20 protein-coding genes and 1 pseudogene are annotated in these 22,908 nt (G+C 57.3%); 6 read left to right on the forward strand and 15 right to left on the reverse strand.

The genetic code is table 11. The features are described from left to right. Positions 1 to 300 precede the first annotated feature (300 nt). Positions 301 to 1,605, forward strand: a complete 1,305-nt coding sequence (locus F3I15_RS12290; protein WP_150018109.1) for an MFS family transporter — start codon at positions 301 to 303, stop codon at positions 1,603 to 1,605. Here the strand turns inward: F3I15_RS12290 and F3I15_RS12295 are convergent, their stop codons facing one another. From F3I15_RS12295 to trxC, 5 genes and pseudogenes are all read right to left on the reverse strand, one after another. Continuing rightward, the gene (locus F3I15_RS12295) at positions 1,606 to 1,926 is read right to left on the reverse strand and encodes a YfiM family lipoprotein (RefSeq protein WP_150018110.1); all 321 of its coding nucleotides are present in this window, start codon (positions 1,924 to 1,926) and stop codon (positions 1,606 to 1,608) included. Between the two features lie 4 nt (positions 1,927 to 1,930). Beyond that, positions 1,931 to 3,276 (reverse strand): annotated as a pseudogene (pssA, locus tag F3I15_RS12300) (CDP-diacylglycerol--serine O-phosphatidyltransferase). A 75-nt stretch (positions 3,277 to 3,351) separates the two neighbouring features. After that, on the reverse strand, positions 3,352 to 6,051 hold the full coding sequence (locus tag F3I15_RS12305) for a bifunctional acetate--CoA ligase family protein/GNAT family N-acetyltransferase (RefSeq protein ID WP_150018193.1): 2,700 nt from the start codon (positions 6,049 to 6,051) through the stop codon (positions 3,352 to 3,354). An 86-nt stretch (positions 6,052 to 6,137) separates the two neighbouring features. Beyond that, on the reverse strand, positions 6,138 to 6,842 hold the full coding sequence (locus F3I15_RS12310) for a tRNA-uridine aminocarboxypropyltransferase (protein ID WP_150018111.1): 705 nt from the start codon (positions 6,840 to 6,842) through the stop codon (positions 6,138 to 6,140). 76 nt (positions 6,843 to 6,918) lie between these two features. Continuing rightward, complete coding sequence (gene trxC, locus F3I15_RS12315; protein ID WP_150018194.1) at positions 6,919 to 7,338, reverse strand: thioredoxin TrxC; 420 nt, start codon at positions 7,336 to 7,338, stop codon at positions 6,919 to 6,921. A 156-nt stretch (positions 7,339 to 7,494) separates the two neighbouring features. Here trxC and F3I15_RS12320 point away from each other — a divergent pair, with 156 nt between their 5' ends. Next, complete coding sequence (locus tag F3I15_RS12320; RefSeq protein ID WP_150018112.1) at positions 7,495 to 8,688, forward strand: tRNA/rRNA methyltransferase; 1,194 nt, start codon at positions 7,495 to 7,497, stop codon at positions 8,686 to 8,688. A 39-nt stretch (positions 8,689 to 8,727) separates the two neighbouring features. Here F3I15_RS12320 and emrB read toward each other — a convergent pair whose 3' ends face one another. From emrB to F3I15_RS12365, 9 genes are all read right to left on the reverse strand, one after another. Then, a complete protein-coding gene (gene emrB / locus F3I15_RS12325) occupies positions 8,728 to 10,263 on the reverse strand; it encodes a multidrug efflux MFS transporter permease subunit EmrB (RefSeq protein ID WP_039379775.1) in 1,536 nt (511 codons plus the stop codon). A gap of 16 nt (positions 10,264 to 10,279) precedes the next feature. Continuing rightward, on the reverse strand, positions 10,280 to 11,452 hold the full coding sequence (gene emrA / locus F3I15_RS12330; protein WP_150018113.1) for a multidrug efflux MFS transporter periplasmic adaptor subunit EmrA: 1,173 nt from the start codon (positions 11,450 to 11,452) through the stop codon (positions 10,280 to 10,282). Positions 11,453 to 11,601: 149 nt separating this feature from the next. Beyond that, a complete protein-coding gene (gene mprA / locus F3I15_RS12335) occupies positions 11,602 to 12,132 on the reverse strand; it encodes a transcriptional repressor MprA (RefSeq protein WP_039379772.1) in 531 nt (176 codons plus the stop codon). Between the two features lie 174 nt (positions 12,133 to 12,306). Continuing rightward, positions 12,307 to 13,485 carry an MFS transporter gene (locus F3I15_RS12340; RefSeq protein ID WP_150018114.1) on the reverse strand — a complete coding sequence of 393 codons (1,179 nt, stop codon included), beginning with the start codon at positions 13,483 to 13,485 and terminating at the stop codon, positions 12,307 to 12,309. Between the two features lie 189 nt (positions 13,486 to 13,674). Then, entirely contained in the window at positions 13,675 to 14,634 is a 960-nt protein-coding gene (gene nrdF / locus F3I15_RS12345; protein ID WP_370513345.1) for a class 1b ribonucleoside-diphosphate reductase subunit beta, read from the reverse strand. Positions 14,635 to 14,641: 7 nt separating this feature from the next. Then, positions 14,642 to 16,780 carry a class 1b ribonucleoside-diphosphate reductase subunit alpha gene (nrdE, locus tag F3I15_RS12350; protein WP_150018116.1) on the reverse strand — a complete coding sequence of 713 codons (2,139 nt, stop codon included), beginning with the start codon at positions 16,778 to 16,780 and terminating at the stop codon, positions 14,642 to 14,644. Beyond that, positions 16,759 to 17,163: a class Ib ribonucleoside-diphosphate reductase assembly flavoprotein NrdI gene (gene nrdI / locus F3I15_RS12355; protein WP_039379768.1), complete on the reverse strand. Its 405-nt coding sequence runs from the start codon at positions 17,161 to 17,163 to the stop codon at positions 16,759 to 16,761. Before nrdI ends, nrdE begins: the two co-directional genes overlap by 22 nt. A gap of 4 nt (positions 17,164 to 17,167) precedes the next feature. Then, on the reverse strand, positions 17,168 to 17,410 hold the full coding sequence (nrdH, locus tag F3I15_RS12360; protein WP_150018117.1) for a glutaredoxin-like protein NrdH: 243 nt from the start codon (positions 17,408 to 17,410) through the stop codon (positions 17,168 to 17,170). A gap of 263 nt (positions 17,411 to 17,673) precedes the next feature. Further along, positions 17,674 to 17,988, reverse strand: a complete 315-nt coding sequence (locus F3I15_RS12365) for a DUF883 family protein (RefSeq protein ID WP_150018118.1) — start codon at positions 17,986 to 17,988, stop codon at positions 17,674 to 17,676. Positions 17,989 to 18,136: 148 nt separating this feature from the next. Here F3I15_RS12365 and F3I15_RS12370 point away from each other — a divergent pair, with 148 nt between their 5' ends. The 4 genes from F3I15_RS12370 to F3I15_RS12385 all read left to right on the forward strand — a co-directional run bounded on the left by F3I15_RS12370 (position 18,137) and on the right by F3I15_RS12385 (position 21,464). Beyond that, complete coding sequence (locus tag F3I15_RS12370; RefSeq protein WP_039379762.1) at positions 18,137 to 18,475, forward strand: DUF2002 family protein; 339 nt, start codon at positions 18,137 to 18,139, stop codon at positions 18,473 to 18,475. Positions 18,476 to 18,607: 132 nt separating this feature from the next. Then, positions 18,608 to 20,020 (forward strand): S-methylmethionine permease, encoded by a 1,413-nt coding sequence (mmuP, locus tag F3I15_RS12375; RefSeq protein WP_150018119.1) that lies wholly within the window; start codon positions 18,608 to 18,610, stop codon positions 20,018 to 20,020. Next, positions 20,010 to 20,942 carry a homocysteine S-methyltransferase gene (gene mmuM / locus F3I15_RS12380; RefSeq protein ID WP_150018120.1) on the forward strand — a complete coding sequence of 311 codons (933 nt, stop codon included), beginning with the start codon at positions 20,010 to 20,012 and terminating at the stop codon, positions 20,940 to 20,942. The genes mmuP and mmuM overlap by 11 nt, the downstream gene beginning before the upstream one ends. A 99-nt stretch (positions 20,943 to 21,041) precedes the next feature. After that, on the forward strand, positions 21,042 to 21,464 hold the full coding sequence (locus F3I15_RS12385) for a hypothetical protein (RefSeq protein ID WP_094111732.1): 423 nt from the start codon (positions 21,042 to 21,044) through the stop codon (positions 21,462 to 21,464). Between the two features lie 892 nt (positions 21,465 to 22,356). On the opposite strand, the gene speG is transcribed toward F3I15_RS12385, so the two are convergent. Beyond that, entirely contained in the window at positions 22,357 to 22,902 is a 546-nt protein-coding gene (gene speG / locus F3I15_RS12390; RefSeq protein WP_150018121.1) for a spermidine N1-acetyltransferase, read from the reverse strand. Between the last annotated feature and the right edge of the window lie 6 nt (positions 22,903 to 22,908).

Raw genomic sequence — 22,908 nt, forward strand, 5'->3', positions numbered from 1 at the left:
TCCCCATGCGAGAGTAGGGAACTGCCAGGCATCCATCCAGTAAGAGAGCCCTGAACACGCGTTCAGGGCTTTTTTACGTCTGCAGAAAACCTGGAAGTGCGTAAAAGTTAACCTTTCTTCAGCCAGCTGACGATAAAGTCTGCGATCCGGTCAGGCTGATTGATATCCAGCAGCGGCAGCTGCTCTCCTCATTCTTTATTATCGCTTCTCATTCCGGAGCAGAGCCAATTCCCTTATCGGGCAAACTAATGTTTTACTACCCGCTTCGCGTTCTTTCTTCGCAAGGAAATGAGGTAAAGCATGACCCATCAGGAACATCAAAACAGCAGACCGCCTGTATCAGCAGCAGAGACCCGGCAACGGATCCGGGCAATTATCGGTGCGTCGTCCGGTAACCTGGTCGAGTGGTTTGACTTTTACGTTTACTCTTTTTTCTCCCTCTATTTTGCTCATGTCTTTTTTCCGGCAGGTGATACCACCACCCAGCTTCTGCAAACTGCCGGGGTATTCGCTGCAGGATTTCTGATGCGCCCGATCGGCGGCTGGCTGTTTGGCTATATTGCCGATAAGCACGGACGTAAAACGTCTATGCTGATCTCGGTCTGCATGATGTGTCTGGGCTCTTTAGTCATTGCGTGTTTGCCAGGCTATGGCGAAATTGGCATAGCCGCGCCGGTTATTCTGCTGCTGGCGCGTATGTTTCAGGGGCTGTCAGTGGGTGGTGAGTATGGCACCAGCGCAACCTATATGAGTGAAGTCGCGCTGGAAGGCCGCAAAGGGTTTTATGCTTCTTTTCAGTATGTGACGCTGATTGGCGGCCAGCTGATGGCGGTGTTAACCGTCGTGGTACTGCAACAGCTGCTGGATGATGAGGCGCTGCGCAGCTGGGGCTGGCGTATCCCGTTTTTCATCGGTGCCGGACTGGCTATCGTCGCACTCTGGCTGCGGCGCTCTCTGAATGAAACCTCTGAAAAGTCACATCGCGCGCATCGTGATGCGGGCAGCGTTATCGGGCTGTTGCGCAATCACTCACGCGCATTCTTTATGGTGCTGGGCTTTACCGCCGGCGGCTCGCTGAGCTTCTACACCTTCACTACTTATATGCAGAAGTACCTGGTCAACAGTGCCGGAATGGACGCGCGCAGTGCCAGCGGTCTGATGACGGGGGCGTTACTGGTCTTTATGGTGATCCAGCCTGTTGTCGGTGCGCTATCAGATAAAATCGGACGGCGTGCTTCCATGATGATATTTGGCGCGGGTGCCGCAACCTGTACTGTACCTGTTCTGCTGCTGCTGCAGCATACCGAGAGCCACTGGGTCGCATTCCTGCTGGTTATGCTGGCGCTCATTATCACCAGCTTCTACACCGCCATCAGCGGGATCCTTAAAGCTGAGATGTTTCCACCGGAGGTGCGTGCGCTGGGCGTAGGACTCTCTTATGCGGTAGCCAACGCGATTTTTGGCGGCTCGGCTGAATATGTCGCTCTGCTGATGAAAAGGGAGGGCATTGAAACCAGCTTCTTCTGGTATGTCTCAGCAATGGGCGCGCTCTCTTTCCTGGTCTCACTGATGCTGCATCGCAAGGGTAAAGGAATTGCGCTGTAGTCAGTGACGGATATTCCAGAGCATGATGCCGCTGGCAGCGCCGGCGGCATCCCACGCGAGGTCTTTCCAGCTCCAGCCGCTTCCTGCCGCACGGCTGTCATAGAGCTCTTTCGCCGCGCCAAAACTGAGAGAAAACATCAGGCCAAAACCCATATTTTGGGCGTTATCCTGCTGCTGATGACGGGAGATTTCGCTGCCGGCGGCGGCAAGCAGCGCTGAAGCGACATAGTGCTGCGCTTTATCTTTACCGGTCCAGCGATCCTGCGCCTGATGCGCACATCCGCTACACAGCAACGCTATACAGAGGATGCACGTCCGCATGACTTTACAGCAGCCGGCTAATCAGCCGATCGATGCGGATGCGCCGCAGTCGACGGATAAGCTTGCGCACTTTGGCAGGGTAGTCAGAGATACTTTCCAGCTCGCGAAAGTGAGTGACTACCGTAGTATGTTCGCGGATTAGCGTCAGCTCTTTCTCGCGCTGCTCCGCCAGCTGATTAAGTGGGTCGTGAATCAATACCGCATTTTCCAGATCCAGACGCCACGCGCGCGGATTGAGATTGTTGCCGGTGATCATCATCCACTCATCATCCACCCAGATGCCTTTCAGGTGATAGCTGTTTTCACCATCTTTCCACAGGCGTACCGTTAGCTGACCGTTATCAACATAATACTGCAGGCGGCTGAGAAAGCGACGCAGGTTGATCTCATAAAGGTAGGGCAGGGCGCCGATTACTTTAAAGGGCTCAGACGGCGGAATATAGAAATCGTTCGCCGTCTTATCACCGACAATAATCTCAACTTCCTTGCCCTGACGCAGCAGATGGATCAGGTTCCGCACCAGAATGGCGGGCAGATTAAAGTAGGGTGTGCAGAGCGTCAGCTTCTGCTCGGCGCAGGGCATCAGATGGAAAATAGTTTTGTTAAGTAAACTGCGCTTGCCCAGGCCCACCAGCGGCGTCACTGCCAGCGTATCGTTGCCGGCATCACCGGTAAAATGATAATGAAAACTGCGCAGCTCGCTGCGAAACTGACGCGTTTCATTTTTGATTTCCGGGCTGGAAGGGCGCTCAGCCTGATCGAGGCGGTTGACCGCGTCAGACTGTTTAAGGTTTTCATCGATCCACTCATACATCGCATTCGCCAGCTGCGGATTATGAATCAGCTGATAGCGATCGTAGCGGTACCGCTCATGCTGATGCAGATAGACATCATTCAGGCTGGCTCCGCTGTAAAGCAGCGTATCGTCGATGATAAAACCTTTAAGATGCAGGACGCCCAGCGCTTCCCGCGTATTGACCGGAATGCCATAAACCGGAATAGCAATATCCGGATGCCGGGTAGCCATCTCGCAGTACCAGTCCGCATTGGTCAGGCCGCGCGCTGCACCGATACGTCCACGCTGCGCACGATGCCAGTCCACCAGAATGGCGATATCCAGTGCCGGACGAGCCTGACGCGCCGCATACAGCGCTTCCATAACACTGCGGCCGCCATCATCATTTTCCAGATAGAGCGCAGCAATACAGATGCGTTTTTCTGCCGCTGCAATTTTTGCCAGCAGCGTTTCGCGAAANAAAAAAGCGTGGTCACATCCGACACAGATTGTGACAGTTTAGGCAGCTGTGCGAGGTGTTGTTGGTGTTTATTGCGTTTAAATTTAGACAACATCACAGTGCACTTCTTCTCTGTTCATTTGTATGGCCTTTTGCCATCAAATCATGATCCTAACGTCAAATAATAACATTAACTCACCTGTTGAGGAGGATTTTTACCGTTCTCTACAGGCGGCGTTACGACGTCAATCAACGGTAAATTAAGCGTGACAATGCCATCATCAAGCTGAATATTCACGCGAAAGTTAAGTTTACGCGCCAGCGTAATCATGCCGCTATTGTGCGGCATGGTTATACCGTTCAATTGTTGCAGACCGTGATCGCGGGTATAGCGAATCATCTTCTCCAGCAGCCGTCGCCCCATACCCAGCCCTTTGAGATCGGAACGAACCAGCACTGAAAACTCGGCATCGACATTATCAGCGTCAGATATCGCCCGGGTAACGCCGATAATCTCTTCAGCGCCTTCCCGCTGGCGTACCGCCACAATCGCCATTTCGCGGTCGTAATCTATCTGCGTCATATTGGCTAAATCATCGTGGGTAAATTCGCTGATTTCACTGAAATAGCGGTAGTAGAGATCTTCTTTAGTCACCTGTGCAATAAAAGCGCGCAGCTGCGGCTCATCCTCAGGCAGGATTGGGCGAAACAGGCAGTGCTGGCCATCTTTCAGCTCAACCTGCTCCTCCAGATGCTGTGGGTAAGGGCGGATAACCAGCCGCGCCTCGCTGTCGCCGCTAAAGGGAGCCAGCTGCAGCGTGACATCAATAAGGGTAAAGGTGTCTGCCGATGCCAGCAGCGGATGAATATCAAGTCGCTGGATCTCCGGACAATCCACTACCAGGTTTGATACCTGTACCAGCAGCTGGCTCAGCCCGGCGATATCGAGCGGATGCAGCGCGCTGCGGCTGCGGATCTTGCCGCTTTTTATCGCCTGAATCACCAGATAGCGCGCCAGCGTCATATTCAGCGGCGGCAGCGCTACGGCGGCCTGCTTATCAGGCTGCCATTCAGCCCCTCCTTCGCCGAGCAGGATAATCGGACCGAACAGCGGATCCTGGTCTACCACTACACGCAGCTCCTGAGCGCCAGCCCGGCTGGCCATACTCTGTACCAGCAGGCCATCAACGCGCGCCTGCCGGTGCGTGCTGCGCACGCGCTCAAAAATAGCCTGTGCGGCCTGTTTGACTTCCGCAGCGCTGCGCAGATAGAGCATCACACCCTGTACCTCAGATTTATGGGCGATATCGGGCGAGCGCAGTTTGAGGGCTACCGGATAGCCCGTCTGCTCAGCAATAGTGACCGCTTCCTGACTGTCGCTGGCAATCCAGCCAGGCAGCGTTGTCAGACCATAAGCCTGCATAACGGGCTGCACCTCATGGGTATCCAGCGTGGTCACACCGCGGTCAAGAGCCTGCTGCAGCAGCTGATGCGCTTTAGCGCTGTTTTGCTGCAGTCCCGGCGGCAGCGCCGGCGTTTCCCGCAGCTGCTTCTGGTTACGGCGATACTCGACCTGATGCATAAACGCGGTCACGGTGCCTTCCGGCGTGCGCCAGGTCGGAATGCCGGCCTGGGTAAAGGCGCGCCGCGCCGCCTGGGATGAGGATTCACCGCACCAGTTAGTCAGCAGCGTGATCTGCCGGCCGCGCGGATGACGCGCGAGTGCGGCAATAATCTGCTCCGCCGTCTCGGTCGCTGGCGCAACTGCGCTGGGGGAGTGAATAATCATCAGGGCGTCAAACTCATGACTGTCGAGCAGCAGTTCAATGCAGGCAACGTAGCGGGCAGGTGTGGCGTCATCTTTTAAATCCAGCGGGTTTCCCCGGCCAGCGCCCTCCGGCAGCAGTGAGGCCACTCTCTGTCGCATCGCTTCATCCAGCGAAGCCAGCTTACCGCTGCGCGCATAGAGCGCATCCAGCGCCAGAGCAGCCGGCGCAGCGCCGTTGCTGACGATCATCAGACGCTCGCCGCGCAGCGGGCGCATGTGGCTGAGTGATTCAACCGCAGAGAAAAGTTCATGCGTATCCTGCACGCGTAGCAGGCCGGCGCGTTGTATCGCGGCATCCCAGGCGGCATCCAGGCCGCTCAGGGTGCCAATCATCGCCTGCGCTTCCCGGCTGCGTCCGCTTTTAATGACCAGAATAGGCTTATTGCGTGAGGCGCTGCGCGAGGCGGAGACAAAACGCCGGGCATCGCTCAGGTGTTCCAGATAGAGCAGGATAGCGCTGGTCTTCGGGTCGCGGGCCAGAAAATCGAGCACGTCATCGACATCAATATCGAGACTGTCGCCCAGCGCGATAAACCAGGAGAAGCCGAGATTCCGCTGCTGCGCCCAGTCGAGGATAGTATTTGAGACCGCGGCAGATTGCGAAACAAAAGCAATACGCCCTTTAGCGATAGGCACCGGCGAGAAGCTGGCATTCAGCCCCTGCCACGGGGCCAGCAGTCCAAGGCTGTTAGGACCGAGCAGGCGAATCTGCCACTGGCTGGCGCAGGTTTTCAGCGTCTCAAGCTGGCTGGCGGGTGAGGAGAGAATAATGCAGGCTCTGCAGCCTTTTTCGCCCAGCTGCTGCAGCAGCTCTGGGTTGCGCTTTGCATGGGTGCAGATAATAGCCAGATCGGGAGCAAAAGGCAGACTGGCGATATCGGGCCATGCCAGCACGCCCTGTACCGCCTTATATTTTGGCGTAACCGGCAGCACCGGACCGCTGAATCCGCCCGCCAGCAGATTGCGCATCAGGAAATAGCCGGCACGCCCCGGCGTTACCGAGGCGCCAATTACCGCAATCGATTTAGGTCTTAACAGCGCTTCCAGTCCACGTTGACTCATCATCCACTCCTGCTGTCGGGATTGGCATGATTGTAAACGCTTTTACGGCGAAAACCGATTTGCTGCTGTCAGGCTGCGAGCCAGCTTCAGTTTTCGCTGCTGTTTATCGCCTGCTGGGTATGAACCGGATGATGGGGTTTGCCCGCAAGGTAGGCGTGACGGAACTGTTCAAAGTGCTGCTGCAGGGCGCTGGCGGCCGCGCTGTCGCCCGCCTGAGCAAGCAGCGCCGCAGCGACCTCTGCCGTGCAGTGCTGTCCTTCGCCGTGCGCCTCCCGCAGGGTATAGCGCGACGGGGTGCTTACGCTAAGCGACATCACCGGAAAATGGTCCAGCCACGGACTTTTACGGAACATTTTGCGCGCCTCAGACCAGGTGCCATCCAGCATGATAAACAGTGGCGGTTTACCGCTGATCGGCGGCGCAGTCAGCACCTCACGTCCGGGATCGGCATAAGAGGCCGGGAACACCACCACCGGCTGATAGTCGCTGCTCTGCACTGCTGCCAGCAGCGCGGGGTCAGGCTCCGTTCGCGACCAGCCGAAGGCGAGGGTATCCGGCAGCACATCGGCAATCAGGCGTCCGGTATTGCTGGGCTTCATCGGTTCAGTATCGAACATCACCAGGCAGAAGCGGCTGCGCGACTGCTGCGGCTGCAGCGTGGCACACAGGCAGTGCCTGTCTGGCAACAGACAGCGCTGACAGCGCACAACGCGATTACCGCGCGCGAGAAAGGGCCGCGTGGCGCGGGCCAGACGTTGCGCCCGTAAGCGCAGAACAGCATTTTCAGACATAGACAGGCAGGGCAGGAAAAACGTCAGTGTAATAGAAGGGGGAAAGCAAGGCCAGCAATCTGCTGGCCTTCAGTAATTACAGGTTTTCGTCGAGCCACTCATTAAACGGCGTTTTCGGCATCGCGCCATTCAGCATATCGACCATTTCGCCCCGTTTAAAAATCATGATGGTCGGGATGGTGCGGATACGAAAACGCGTGCTGAGCGCCTGCTCAGCTTCCGTATTAACTTTAATAAAGCGCACGTTGCCGCTGCGTTCAGCCGCGACTTCTTTAAACACGGGCGCAAAGTTCACGCAGGGGCCGCACCACGGCGCCCAAAAGTCGATCACGACCGGCAGGTCATCCTGCAGATATTTATCCAGCGTAGCGGCTGTGGCATTAACCACCTCGCCGTTGAAAAGCGCTTCGCCGCAGCGACCGCATTTGGCACCGTCGGTCAGACGCGCTTCGGGAACGCGGTTAACTGCCTGACAGCCGGCGCATACAGTATTTATTGTCATCTCAAACCGGTCCTGTAAATCTGATGATAGAGTCGTATTATGAAAAAGCTGAATGCTATGCTCAATCTGGATTACCCAATAGGTTCAATAGTTGATAGCTAAGCGCTGGCACATCAGGTAATCTTCGCGCTCTCAATGCTGGAGGAACAGATGAACGACGAATTTAAAGGCAAAAGCGGCAAGGTAAAAGTGATGTATGTACGTGAAGAGGAGGGCGGCAGTAAGCCAAATCCGCGTACCGGCAAAGGCGGCCGTCCTGCTGCGCGCCAGGAAGATAATCGTCGCTCTGCTCCCCGCAGCAATCGCAATAATGACGAAAGCGATCGATCGCGCGCGCCGCGCAGCGGCGACGATTCCGGTCGCTCACGCAGCCGTGATGACGCTGGCCGCTCACGCGCGCCGCGCAGCAGCGATGGTACCGGACGCGGCCGCCGCACGGATCGTAATGATCGCAGCGAGCGCAGCAGCCGCCCTGAGCGTAACGATCGCGACGATCGCGGCTTCAGTGATTCGCCGTGGCGCACCGTATCCCGCCCGCCGGTTGCCGCTGCCGGCAGCCCGGCAGCTGACGCCGCTGACGCGAAGCCGGTAATCGATTCCGAGCAGATCCGCCGTCAGCGCCAGGAAGAGACGCGCGTCTATGGCGAAAACGCCTGTCAGGCGCTGTTCCTGAGCCGTCCGGAGAGCATCGTGCGCGCCTGGTTTGTCCAGAGCGTTACGCCGCGCTTCCGCGAAACGCTGCGCTGGCTGGCCGCAAACCGCAAAGCGTATCACGTGGTTGAGGAGGCTGAGCTGGCGAAAGCGTCGGGTACCGAACATCACGGCGGCGTCTGCTTTATTATCAAAAAGCGCAGCGGCATGGCGGTATCAGAGTGGCTGAAAAAGGCAGAGCGTAAAGATTGCGTGCTGGCGCTGGAAGATGTCAGCAACCCGCACAACCTGGGCGGCATTATGCGCAGCTGCGCGCATTTTGGTGTGAAGGGGCTGCTGGTGAATGACGCGTCGCAGCTGGAGTCGGGCGCCGCCGTGCGTACTGCTGAAGGCGGCGCTGAGCACGTACAGGCGATCAACGGCGAAGATTTCGCTGCAAGCCTTGATGCGTTCCGCAAGGCGGGCTACACCATCGTGACCACGTCGAGCCATGAGGGCACGCCGCTGGCGCGCGCCGAACTGCCGGCGAAAATGGTACTGGTGCTGGGTCAGGAGCGGGAAGGGCTGTCAGACAGCACCTTCCGGCAGGGCGAACTCAACCTGTCGATTGGCGGAACCGGCAACGTCGAGAGCCTGAACGTCTCGGTAGCAACCGGTATTCTGCTGGCCGAATGGTGGCGTCAGAACGCATAAAAAAACGGGCCATCGCGGCCCGTTTTGCATGGTGGCGGCTCAGTGCGCGCCACCCCCTCCGCCGCCTGCACCAAATGGCGGACGGGCAAACCATACCAGCACCAGCAGAATCACAAATACCCCCGCAGACGCCCAGAAAATCTCATTGGCTGAAATAATCAGGCCCTGATTAGTGATCTCCCGCGCAATCCACGCAGACGCCTGCTGGTGGCTCATGCCCATGCCTTCCAGCTGCGCATACATCTCCTGCGAATTCTGATTGTAAGGATTGACGGATTCGCTCAGATAGCTGTGATGCATCGACTCACGGTTGGTCCACAGGGTCGTGGTAATAGAGGTTCCGATCGATCCTGCCAGGGTACGCACAAAGTTAGAGAGGCTGGAGGCAGCGGCGAGGCGCTCCGGCGGCAGTCCCGACAGCGTAATGGTGGTCAGCGGCATGAAGAAACAGGCCACGGCAAAGCCCTGAATAAACTGCGGCCAGGCGGATGCGCCGAAGTCCATGCCGGGTTCAAAGGTGTAGGCGCGCCAGTAGAAACAGACGGCGTACATGATAAAGCTAAAGGTCACCAGCCGGCGCATATCGAGCTTGTGGGCGAACCGGCCGATAATGGGTGAGAGGATCACCGGAATAATTCCGACCGGCGCAGATGCGAGTCCGGCCCAGGTGGCGGTATAGCCGTAGACCTCCTGCAGCAGCTGCGGCAACAGAACAATGGAGCCGAAATAGAGCATGTAGGCCAGGCTTATCGACAGACAGCCAATGGTGAAGTTGCGCATTTTAAACAGCGACAGGTCAACGATCGGATGATCGTCCGTCAGCTCCCACACCAGCAGCACCGCCAGCGCCACCACCGCCACCACCGCCAGCACGATAATCTCTGTTGAGCTGAACCAGTCGAGCTCCTTACCGCGATCCAGCATCACCTGCAGCGCGCCGATGCCGACCACCAGCAGCACCAGACCGACAATATCGATCGGGCGGATCTCGGTTTTGGTTTCACGGCCGCGCAGCGTCTGCAGCGTCAGCATCACCACCACGATGCCAATCGGCACGTTGATAAAGAAGATCCAGCCCCAGTGATAGTTATCGCTGATCCAGCCGCCCAGGATCGGGCCGCAGATTGGCGCAACGATCACCGTCATCGCCCACAGCGACAGGGCAATACTGCGTTTAGCCGGGGGATAGTTACTCAGCAGCAGGCTTTGCGACAGCGGGATCAGCGGACCAGCCACAATTCCCTGCAGAATACGGAAAAAGATCAGCATTTCCAGGCTTTCTGACATGCCACACGCCCAGGAGGCGAGTGCAAACAGGATGGTTGCCCAGGTAAAGAGCTTCACTTCACCGATGCGCTTTGCCAGCCAGCCGGTAATCGGGATCGAGATGGCGTTAGCCACCCCGAACGAGGTGATAACCCAGGTGCCCTGTGAATTCGACGCGCCCAGATTACCGGCAATGGTCGGGATCGCCACGTTGGCGATAGTTGAGTCGAGCACCTGCATGAATGTCGCCAGCGACAGGGCGATAGTCATCAGAACAAGTGGCGCGCCCTCAAGCGGTTTTTGTGCCATAACAGTCTCCGGCGGATCAGCCCGCGTTGGCACGAACGATAGCGGTAATCATCTGGTTCACCGGTGCAAGATCAATCGCCAGCGCGTTGCTCTCATAGGCGGCCTGCGGACGAACGGCGCCTGCCAGCACTGCACCCTCTTTGTTCTGCGTATCAACTTTCACCAGAGTCGAGAGTCCGATGCGCAGCGGATGCGCCGCCACTTCATCCGGGTTCAGTTCAATACGCACCGGCAGGCGCTGTACGACTTTGATCCAGTTGCCGGTAGCGTTTTGCGCGGGCAGCAGTGAGAAGGCGCTGCCGGTTCCCATATCGAGCCCCGCGACCTTGCCGTGATAGACCACATCATCGCCATAGATATCGCTGACCACGGTTGCAGACTGGCCGATGCGGACGCCGGCAAGCTGCGTCTCTTTAAAGTTGGCATCTACCCACAGATTGGTGGCGGGCACTACGGCCAGCAGCGGGGTGGTGGTGGCGATTTGCGAGCCTACCTGCACGCTGCGGCGTGAAACATAGCCATCTATCGGGCTGCGAATATCGGTACGCTGCAGATTAAGCCAGGCGTCGCGCAGGGCAGCAGCGCTCTGCTGCACCGCAGGCTGATTTTCCAGACTGGTATTCAGGATCATCGCCTGGTTGGCATTATATTGCTGCACAGCGACGTCAAGCTGCGCTTTCGCGGTCGCCACGGCGTCACGCGCGTGCTGCAGCTCTTCACGGCCGATCAGATTTGAGGCGCCCAGCGGTTCGCGGCGCTTCAGATCGGCTTCAGCCTGTTCCAGAGCTGTCTGCTGCAGCTTGATAGTGGCCTGATACTGCCTGCCGTTGATCATCAGCTGATGCGTCTGCCGCACGCTGGTGGCCAGGGCGGTCTGCGCTTTTTCAAAGGCCTGCTGCGCATCGGTTTTATCCAGTGAGACCAGCACGTCGCCTTTTTTGACGCGATCGGTATCATCAAACCATACTTTGTTAACGCTGCCGGAAACCTGCGCCATCACCTGCACCTGATTGCCTGCTACATAGGCATCATCAGTCTCCTGGAAATGACGCAATACCAGATACCAGTAAGTCAGATAGCCAATACCGGCCACAATAAACACGACAGCCAGCAGGATCAGCGCAATTTTACGCTTCTTCTTCTTGTTTGCAGGCTGTTGCGGGCTTTGAGCTTCCGCTGTCGCACTCATGTCGTTCTCCACGTTATGCCATAAGCCGGGGTGTGCTGATCCATCAACACGGTGACCCGAATCGAAAAAGCCAGCGCAAAAGGCGCTGGCCAGATAAAGGAAAATTAAAATAGCGATTTCGGCAGGGGGTTGTGTCGCACTTCTTGCTATTAGCGAGAGAGTGAAGCGATAACCTGATCTTCGTCCATTTTATCCAGACGGTTAAGCAGTTTGCGCGTGATGGCTTCCAGCTGCTCCTGCTCGGTGGCGCTCAGTGACGACCAGAGATACTGCAGGCTCTGGTGCTGAGGCGGCAGCAGCTGACGCAGAAACTCGTTGCCTTTTTCCGTCAGATGCAGATGCAGGCAGCGGCGATCGTTGTCGCTTTCACGGCGTTCGATCCAGCCGCGCTTTTCCAGTTCATCCGCAATGCGCGTGGCGTTGGTGCGCGAAGAGCCCAGCGCCGCACTCAGTTCCGATGGCTGAATGCTCTGGTTTTCCTGCGCGTCCAGCGTGATCAGCGCCATAAATAAGGTTTCGTTAATTCCCTGTGCCTTGAGCATTTTGTTGCGGTTATCCAGCAGCTTGCCCTGCATATGCATACACAGGCGGGTCAGGATAATTTCCTGCAGCGGAAAATCTTTATGACGATTTGCCCGGACGTTCAGCATCTGCTCAATGGGAGTAAACGAACTTTCCATCTAAAAAAACCTCTTGATTGCAACGTAGAAATATCACATTCAGCGTGCTAACCGCTTCGCTATGGGATAATTTCGAGAGTAAAAATAACTACGGTGAATAAGTACACTGCTAACGATATCAAACTCACCTGTTAATGGACAGCGCAGCTTACCGATTTACGCTATTTTTCTTGCTCATGCAGGCTCTGCGCTGGCGTTACGCCACCAGATTGCCAGATTAAGCAGCGTCGCCAGAGCACCCGCCGCACAGACGCCATACCAGCCAAACAGATGAAAGGCGTTAGCCGAGATCACCGAACCCAGCGCACCGCCGGTAAAATAGCTGGTCATATAGCCGGACGTCAGGCGATTACGCGCTTCGGGCAGGGTGCGATAGATAACGCTTTGGTTAGTGATATGTACGCCCTGAACCGCCAGATCCAGCAGCACAATACCGGCAATCAGCGCCAGCAGGCTGCTGCTGCCCAGTGCGGTCACGCCCCAGGAGATCAGCATGATCACCAGTCCGGCGCTGGTGGTGAGTTTTGCTTTGCCCCGGTCTGCCAGTCCGCCCGCCTGACGTGCGGCCAGCGCGCCTGCAGCGCCTGCCAGACCCAGCAGGCCGATCTCGCCCTCGCTGAAATTCCACGGCGGTGCAGCGAGTAAAAAGGCCATTGAAGTCCAGAGCATGCTGAAGTTTGCAAAACTCAGGCAGCCGGTCAGCGCCCGGGTACGTAACACCCGGTCGGCGCTGAACAGGGAAAAAATTGAGCGCAGCAGCTGCAGATAGTTAAGCGGCACGCGCTGCTGGTAGCGCGGCAGATAGCGCCACAGCGCCAGCGCCATCAGGATCATCAGCACGCTGGCGCACCAGTAAACGCTGCGCCACCCGGCAACCTGAGCCAGCGCGCCGGCAACGGTACGCGCCAGTAAAATGCCCAGCAGCAGGCCACTCATGACCGTGCCTACCACTTTGCCACGCTTTTCCGGAGCAGCCAGCGTGGCAGCCAGCGGCACCAGAAGCTGTGCTACCACCGAGAAGAGACCGGTTACCACCGTACCCAGCAGCATCAGCGTCAGCGAAGAGGAGAGGGCGGTCAGCATCATGCCGCCCGCCGCCAGCAGGCTCATCAAAACAATCAGAGCGCGGCGTTCCAGCATATCGCCCAGCGGCACCAGCAGCAGCAATCCACAGGCGTAGCCAAGCTGCGCGGTGGTCACGATAAAGCCCGCTACGCTGACAGAGAGACCAAACTGATGCGCAATCGTATCGAGCAGCGGCTGCACATAGTAGTTACTGGCCACCGCCAGCCCTGTCGCGACTGACATCAGCGCCACTAATGGGGCACTGAGGCGTGCCGGAGATGAACTCATGAGCGGATACACAGTGAAATAATCATATGGGGATAATAGTAACCGAAAAAATTATTTCATAGTTGTGATAATTAACAGGACGTACCAGTACGCTATAGCGCACGCTGCGCTGGCTTTTACCGTGCGGGAAGAAGAGGAGGGTAGCACCACAGAGGCTCTCCCGTGGTGCGGAAAACAGGCTGCGCGCCGCTAGAAATCCCAGTCCTCATCTTCTGTTTCCACAGCTTTGCCCATGACATAGGAGGAGCCGGAGCCGGAGAAGAAGTCGTGGTTTTCATCTGCGTTGGGCGACAATGCCGCCAGTATCGCCGGGTTAACTGCTGCGATCTCTGCCGGAAACAGCGCTTCATAGCCCAGATTCATCAGCGCTTTATTAGCGTTGTAGTGCAGAAAAGCTTTCACCTCTTCCGCCCAGCCCGATTCCCCATACAGCGCATCGGTATAAGCCAGTTCGTTTTCATACAGCTCCAGCAGCAGATCGATAGCGAACTGCTGCAGCGCTTCACGCCGTGCGGCATCGGCGTGCTGCAGCGCCTGCTGATATTTATAGCCAATATAGTAACCATGAACCGCTTCATCGCGAATGATCAGGCGGATCAGATCGGCGGTGTTAGTCAGCTTGCCCCGGCTGGACCAGTACATCGGCAGCCAGAAGCCGGAGTAAAACAGAAACGACTCCAGGAAAACGCTGGCGATCTTTTTCTTCAGCGGATCGTCCGCCTGATAGTGCGCCAGAATGATCTGCGCTTTTTTCTGCAGCGCGGCGTTCTCTTCGCTCCAGCGGTAGGCAGCGTCAACGTCCGCCGTGTTGCATAGCGTGGAGAAAACCGAGCTGTAGGAGCGGGCGTGTACCGCCTCCATAAAGCTGATATTTGACAGCACCGCTTCTTCGTGCGGCGTGGCGGCGTCCGGCATCAGGCCCGGTGCGCCCACGACATTCTGAATCGTATCGAGCAGCGTCAGGCCGGTAAATACGCGGATGGTCAGCTGCTGCTGCGCCGGTTCCAGCGCCTGCCACGCAGGCAGATCGTTGGAGAGCGGCACTTTTTCCGGCAGCCAGAAATTACTGGTCAGACGGTTCCAGACCTCAAGATCTTTATCATCCTGCAGGCGATTCCAGTTAATCGCCTGAATAGCATTAAGTTTCATCATAATTTTACAGGGCGCAGGAGACGCAGCCCTCAACCTCCGTGCCTTGCAGCGCCATCTGACGCAGGCGAATGTAATAGAGCGTTTTAATGCCCTTTTTCCAGGCGTAAATCTGCGCCTTGTTGATATCGCGCGTGGTGACGTCGTCGCGGAAAAACAGCGTCAGCGACAATCCCTGATCGACATGCCGGGTCGCTTCAGCATAGGTATCGATAATCGCTTCCGGACCAATCTGGTAGGCATCCTGATAAAACGCCTGGTTTTCATTGGTCATAAACGGCGCCGGATAATAGACGCGTCCGGTTTTACCCTCTTTACGGATCTCAATGCGCGACACAATCGGATGAATACTTGAGGTGGCGTGGTTGATGTAGGAGATAGAACCGGTTGGCGGGATCGCCTGCAGATTCTGGTTAAACAGCCCGTGCTGCATCACCGCCGACCGCAGCGCCTGCCAGTCAGCCTGCGTCGGCAGAACAAGACCGGCATCGTCAAATAGCTGCGCAATGCGCGTGGTGCGCGGCTGCCAGCTGCACGTAATATATTTATCGAAGTACGCTCCGCTGGCGTAGTGCGACTGTTCAAACCCGTCAAAGCTGCGCTGACGCTCCCGGGCCAGCTGGTTTGAGGTACGCAGTGCGTGAAACGTGACGCAGTAAAAGTAGAGGTTGGTGAAATCCAGCGCCTCTTCTGAACCGTAGGCGATACCTTCCCGCGCCAGATAGCCGTGCAGATTCATCTGCCCGAGGCCAATGGCGTGTGAACGGCGATTGCCTTCGGCGACGGACGGCACCGAAGCGATCTCACTCATCTCTGACACGGCAGTGAGCGCCCGCACGGCCACCGCCACGGTGCGGGGGAGGTCACGGGAATCCATCGCGTGTGCGATATTAAGCGAGCCGAGATTACAGGAGATATCTTTGCCCGTGCGCCGGTAGCTGAGATCCTCATTCAGTTCGCTGGCGCTGTTGACCTGCAAAATTTCTGAGCAGAGGTTGCTCATATTAATGCGCCCGGCAATCGGATTGCTGCGGTTAACGCTGTCCTCATACATGATATAGGGGTAGCCCGACTCAAACTGGATCTCTGCCAGCGTCTGGAAAAAGTCGCGCGGGTTGATATAGGTTTTGCGGATACGATCGTCCGCCAGCATCGCGTCATAGTGCTCGCTGATGCTGATATCGCCGAACGCTTTGCCATAGATGCGCTCAACGTCATACGGCGAAAACAGCGCCATATCCCGGTTCTCTTTTGCCAGCTGAAAGGTGATATCCGGGATCGTTACGCCCAGCGAGAGCGTTTTGATGCGGATTTTTTCATCCGCGTTTTCACGTTTGGTATCGAGGAAGCGCAAAATATCGGGATGATGGGCGTTCAGCCAGACCGCACCGGCACCCTGACGCGCGCCCAGCTGATTAGCGTAAGAGAACGCATCCTCCAGCATCTTCATGACCGGGATCACGCCGGATGACTGGTTTTCGATACGCTTGATCGGCGCCCCCGCTTCGCGCAGGTTAGAAAGCAGAAACGCCACGCCGCCGCCGCGTTTAGAGAGCTGCAGGGCAGAGTTCACCGCGCGGCCAATCGACTCCATATTATCTTCAATACGCAGCAGGAAGCAGGAGACCAGCTCACCACGCTGCTGCTTGCCGCAGTTCAGAAACGTGGGCGTGGCGGGCTGGAAACGGCCGCTCAGGATCTCTGCCAGCAGCGCCCGCGCCTGCTGCTCATCGCCGCGCGCCAGCGTCAGCGCCACCATACAGGCGCGCTGGGTGAAGGTCTCCAGGTAGCGTTTGCCATCAAAGGTTTTCAGCGTATAGCTGGTGTAAAACTTCCAGGCACCGAGGAAGGTGTGAAAGCGGTGATTCTGCGCATCCGCTTCATCATGCAGCGCGCAGAGAAAGCGAAAGTCATACTGATTCAGGACGCTGGCTTCGTAGTAGCCTTCCTCAACCAGATAGCGCAGCCGCTCAGCGGCGGAGCTGAAGGTCAGCGTATTGGGCTGAACGTGCTGCAGGAAAAACTGCCGCGCCGCTTCGCGATCTTTTTCAAACTGAATATGACCCGCTGTGTCATACAGATTCAGCATCGCGTTCAGCGCGTGGTAATCGAGCTGCGTGCTGTTCAGGGTGTCTGCTGTTGCCAAAATTGGGTTACTCCTGCTTTAACCTGCGCAATGTCTTCCGGCGTGCCCATCATTTCAAAGCGATAAAGGCAGGGCACCTGACATTTACGCGCAATGATGTCGCCTGCCAGGCAGAAACCGCTGCCGAAATTGCGGTTGCCGGCGGCAATGACGCCACGGATGCCGCGACGATTTGCGCTGTCGTTAAGAAACTGAATCACCTGGCGCGGGACGGCACCCTGCACACCGCCGCCGCCATAGCTCGGCACCACCAGAATATAGGGGTGGTCAACCTGCAGCCGCTGGTTAGCTTCTGCAGGGATGCGGTGCGCCGGCAGCGCCAGGCGGGTAATAAACCTGTGTGTGTTCTCTGACCGGCTGGAAAAATAGACCAGCGGATACATGGCGCTATTCACTTACCGCAGCGGAGTGCCGCAGCGCAGCAATTTTATCCGGACGGAAACCGCTCCAGCTGTCATCCGGCGTCATGACAACCGGCACCTGGCGGTATCCCAGCGCTCTGAGTTCTCCGAGCGCTTCAGGCGCGGTATCAAGGTTGATGAGCTGATACGTCATGCCGCAGCGGTCCAGGGCATTTTTAGTGGTATCACACTGGACACAGTTACTCTTAGTGTAAATAATAATGCTCATGATTCGCATTTCCTTTTAGTGACAGGAAGATAGCGGCTGTTACCAGTCGCAACCGGTCATAAATCAATATGTAGTGCCTTTTGTGTAACTAAATACTAGATGTGGTGCTTGCTGCGGTCAACCCGATAACCGAAGGGGGTATTGCTCTGGCGGTACAACAACCCAGGCAGGCTGCGCTTTTTGCAATAGAAAAAATTTTTCTGGTCGCTGAAAGGCAAAAAAAAGCCCTGCATCAGCAGGGCTTTTTCAGAATCGTGTGCCGGTTAGCGGCGGGAGACCAGCAGTGCACCCAGAACCAGACCTACGGCGGCACCCACTCCTACGCCATGCCACGGCTTATCGCGTACATAGGCGTCAACCTGATAGCCGGCATCGCGCGCCGCCTGGGAAACTGAACTATTGCCGTTCATTTTCGCACGGGTCTGCTTCAGCAATTTTTGCGCCTTGTCGCGCGCGCTGTCGACTTCATCTTTAGCATCGCTGCCATAAGACTTGAGCAACGCTTCCAGCGAATCAGCCAGATCGTTTACATCCTGATTGATATCAATGTCATCGTTTTTAGTGGTTCGATTAAACATTTTTCGCTCCCTTTGATTTAAAACGTAATACTAAGTGTAGACGATACGTGATTAAACGCAGCGCTATGCCAGGCTTTAGGGAAAATCCGAATGTCTGTACCATAGGTCTGTTGTAAGGTTGCGGGGCTGTGAGAAGAGAGGAGCAAGCATGTATTTACGTCCGGATGAGGTTGCGCGCGTACTGGAGAAAGCAGGATTCGAAATGGATGTTCTGACGCCAAAAACCTATGGTTACCGCCGTGGTGAAAACTACGTCTATGTTAACCGTGAGGCGCGTCTGGGACGCACGGCGCTGGTGATCCATCCTACGCTGAAAGAGAAAAGCCAGCACTTTGCTGAGCCCGCCTCAGAGATGAAAACCTGCGATCACTACACGCAATTCCCTCTCTACCTGATGGGTGATTCACAGGAACACTACGGTATTCCCCACGGTTTCAGTTCTCGCGTTGCGCTGGAGCGCTATCTGCAGGGCGTGTTTGGCGCCTGATTTCCCGCCCCGTTAACGCGGGGCTCTCCCGGCCTGTACCATCCCCGGTTTCTGCCACGTTGCAAAACGCAGCGCGGATGCGTATAACTCTGTATCCATATAGAAGTTTAGACGTCCATATGGATTATCAGTATGCAAAGCGCGAATACCCCTCCGCAGGAAAGTTTCAAACGCACGATGAAAGTGCGGCACCTGGTGATGCTGTCGCTGGGTGGCGTCATTGGCACCGGCCTGTTTTTCAATACCGGCTATATCATCTCAACCACCGGTGCAGCGGGCACGCTGCTGGCCTATCTGATTGGCGCGCTGGTGGTCTGGCTGGTCATGGCCTGCCTGGGCGAGCTGGCGGTAGCGATGCCGGAAACCGGCGCGTTTCACGTCTATGCCGCACGCTATCTGAGCCCGGCCACGGGCTATACCGTCGCCTGGCTCTACTGGCTCACCTGGACCGTGGCGCTGGGATCGAGCCTGACCGCGGCCGGTTTCTGTATGCAGTACTGGTTCCCGGCGGTGCCGGTCTGGCTCTGGTGCCTGGTGTTCTGTCTGGCTATCTATCTGCTGAATACCATCTCGACACGCTTTTTTTCCGAAGGTGAGTTCTGGTTCTCAATCATTAAAGTGGTCACCATCATCGCCTTTATTGTGCTGGGCGGCGCCGCGATGTTTGGCTTTATCCCGCTGAAAGATGGCTCTGCCGCGCCTGGCCTGCATAACCTGACGGCGTCGGGCTGGCTGCCGCACGGCACGCTGCCGATTCTGATGACCATGGTGGCGGTGAACTTTGCGTTTTCCGGTACTGAACTGATTGGGATTGCAGCAGGGGAGACCGAGAATCCGCAGAAAGCGCTGCCGCTGGCTATCCGTACTACCGTCGCGCGCCTGATTATCTTTTTTGTCGGCACGGTGTTTGTGCTGGCGGCACTTATTCCGATGGATCAGGCGGGCATCGTCAAGAGCCCGTTTGTTTTGGTGTTTGAAAAAATCGGTATTCCCTGGTCAGCTGACATCTTCAATTTTGTGATTCTCACGGCGATCCTCTCCGCCGCTAACTCCGGCCTCTATGCCTCCGGACGCATGCTCTGGTCGCTGGCGAATGAAAATACGCTGCCGCGCTGTTTTGCGCGCGTGAACCGGCGCGGCATTCCGGTGCTGGCGATCACCATCAGCATGCTGGGTGGCCTGCTGGCGCTCTTCTCCAGCGTGATCGCGCCGGATACGGTATTTGTGGCGCTGTCGGCGATCTCCGGTTTTGCCGTGGTGGCCGTCTGGCTCAGTATCTGCGCCTCGCACTACGTTTTCCGCCGGCGCTATGTGCGTGCCGGCAAGGATATCAGACAGCTCGCCTGGCGCGCGCCATTCTATCCGGTGGTGCCGGTGCTGGGGTTTGTGCTCTGCCTGCTGGCGTGCGTGGGGCTGGCCTTCGATCCGTCGCAGCGCATTGCGCTCTGGTGCGGTATTCCGTTTGTACTGCTCTGTTATGCTGCTTACTATGTTACCCGGCGACGTAAACCCCTTAAGACGCAGGAGAGCAACCATGCCGCGTAACCCGATTGCTGAAGCACTCATCCAGACCCGTCCGCTGATCCTTGATGGCGCACTGGCCACCGAGCTGGAGGCGCGCGGCTGCGATCTGGCAGATTCCCTCTGGTCAGCAAAGGTGCTGATGGAGCAGCCGGAACTGATTTATGCCGTGCACCGCGACTACTTTGCTGCCGGCGCGCAGGTGGCGATCACCGCCAGCTATCAGGCAACGCCGCGCGGTTTTGCCGCGCGCGGCCTGGAGAGCGGCAAAGCGGGCGAGCTGATTCGCCTGAGCGTGACGCTGGCGCAGCGTGCACGCGATGACTATCACGCCGCTTCCGGCACCACGGCGCCGCTGCTGGTCGCCGGTTCGGTGGGGCCGTGGGGCGCCTATCTGGCAAACGGGGCCGAATATCGCGGCGATTATGCGCTGCCGCCGGAAGAGATGAAAGATTTCCACCGGCCGCGCGTGGCGGCGCTGCTGGAGGCGGGTGTCGATCTGCTGGCGTGTGAAACGCTGCCGTCGTTTGGTGAAGCGCAGGCGCTGATCGCGCTGCTGGCTGAATTTCCGCAAAGCAGCGCGTGGTTTTCGTTTACGCTGCGTGATGCAGAGCATATCAGCGACGGCACGCCGCTTGAGAGCGTGATGAAGGTGATCAACGCGGCACCGCAGGTGGTGGCGGTGGGGATCAACTGTATCGCGCTGGAGAGCGTCACGCCGGCGCTGCGGACGCTGCAGGCGCTGACGCAGAAGCCGCTGCTGGTCTACCCTAACTCGGGCGAGCAGTATGATGCAGAGAGTAAAAGCTGGCACTCAGCACCCTCAGGCTGCACGCTGCAGGAGAAGTTTAACGAATGGCAGCAGGCGGGTGCGCAGCTGATTGGCGGCTGCTGCCGGACGTCGCCTGAGGATATCCGGGCAATTGCTGCCTGTTGTCAACGCTGAATAAGCACAAAAAAAGCACACTGATAGCGCGATTATCGTCAGTGAAAAGCCAGAGAGCACGGTTTACACTGTGCTCTCTGACTCTGATGCGGATCTGCTATGAACTTGCGACACACTCTTCCCGCCTGCGCGCTGCTGCTAAGCGGCTGTGCCACTATTGTCGGTACAGACACGCAGCCGGTAAAAATCGACTCCATTCCGCAAGGCGCCCGCTTTACGGTACAGGATGAGACCGGGCGCGCGGTGGCGCAGGGCTACACGCCTCAGACCGTGGACCTGGCAAAATCAAACGGCAGTTACTTCGGCAAAAAACATTATCAGGTCATGCTGGAAAGCCCGGGCTATGTCCCGCTGACGCTGCCCATTGAGGCGAGTGCCAATCTCTGGTACGTGCTGGGAAATATTCCGCTGCTCGGCTTCCCGGGCTGGCTGTTAGTCGATCCGTTCTATGGCGGGATGTATACCCTGAAGCCGGATCATCCGCAGCCGGTGCTGAACGTAACGGGCGCGCGCGGCCGCTAACTCCCGCGGGTTCGTAGGGGGCGCATTCATGCGCCCCTGGCAAATCGATGCGCCCCTGGCAGACTCCCGGCAACGTCGGCCAGGGCGCCATTAATGGCGCCCCTACGAAGGTTTCAGGCGCCGTAGGGGGCGCATTCATGCGCCCCTGGTAGAATGTTCAGGTGCCTCAGGATTACCGTAGGGGGCGCATTCATGCGCCCCTGGCAGATTCCCGGCAACGTCGGCCAGGGCGCCATTAATGGCGCCCCTGCGAGGGATTCAGGTGTCGTATGGGGCGCATTCATGCGCCCCTGGCAAATCGATGCGCCCCTGGCAAATTTCCGGCAACGTCGGCCAGGGCGCCATTAATGGCGCCCCTACGAGGGATTCAGGCGCCGTAGGGGGCGCATTCATGCGCCCCTGGCAGACTCCCGGCAACGTCGGCCAGGGCGCCATTAATGGCGCCCCTATGAGGGGTTCAGGCGCCGTAGGGGGCGCATTCATGCGCCCCTGGCAGATTCCCGGCAACGTTGGCCAGGGCGCCATTAATGGCGCCCCTACGAGGGATTCAGGTGTCGTAGGGGGCGCATTCATGCGCCCCTGACAAATCGATGCGCCCCTGGCAGATTCCCGGCAATGTCGGCCAGGGCGCCATTAATGGCGCCCCTACGAGGGATTCAGGTGTCGTAGGGGGCGCATTTATGCGCCCCTGGCAGATTCCCGGCAACGTTGGCCAGGCGCCACTAATGGCGCCCCTACGAAGGGTTCAGGTGTCGTAGGGGGCGCATTCATGCGCCCCTGGCAGATTCCCGGCAACGTCGGCCCGGGCGCCATTAATGGCGCCCCTGCGAAGGGTTCAGGCGCCGTAGGGGACGCATTCATGCGCCCCTGGCAAACCTGTAAAATTCGCTGCTTACTGGGCGGTGGGCTTGACCATGGCGTTGCCGGATTTGTGCTGCGCCAGGTACTGCTGCTGAAAAATACACATGCGGATGGTGTTGCGGTATTCACCGTTGATAAAAAATTCATGCTTCAGCACGCCTTCGACTTCAAAGCCCAGCTTACTGTAGATATGAATCGCTTTCTCATTCTCCTGATCAACAATCAGATAGAGCTTGTAGAGATTCAGCACGGAAAAACCGTAATCCATGGCCAGCCGGGCCGCTTTGCTGGCTAAACCTTTCCCCTGATGCCCCGGTGCGATGATGATCTGAAACTCCGCGCGGCGGTGTACATGGTTAATCTCCACCAGCTCGACCAGTCCCGCTTTTTCCTCTTCATACTCGACCACAAAGCGCCGTTCGGTCTGATCGTGAATATGCTTGTCATAGAGGTCGGAGAGCTCAACAAATGCCTCATAAGGCTCTTCAAACCAGTAGCGCATCACGCTGGCATTATTATCCAGCTGATGAACAAAATGCAGATCTTCCCGTTCCAGAGGGCGTAATTTCACCGTCATAACAGT

It is taken from the genome of Pantoea sp. M_9 (assembly GCF_008631385.1).
Classification (GTDB): domain Bacteria; phylum Pseudomonadota; class Gammaproteobacteria; order Enterobacterales; family Enterobacteriaceae; genus Pantoea; species Pantoea eucrina.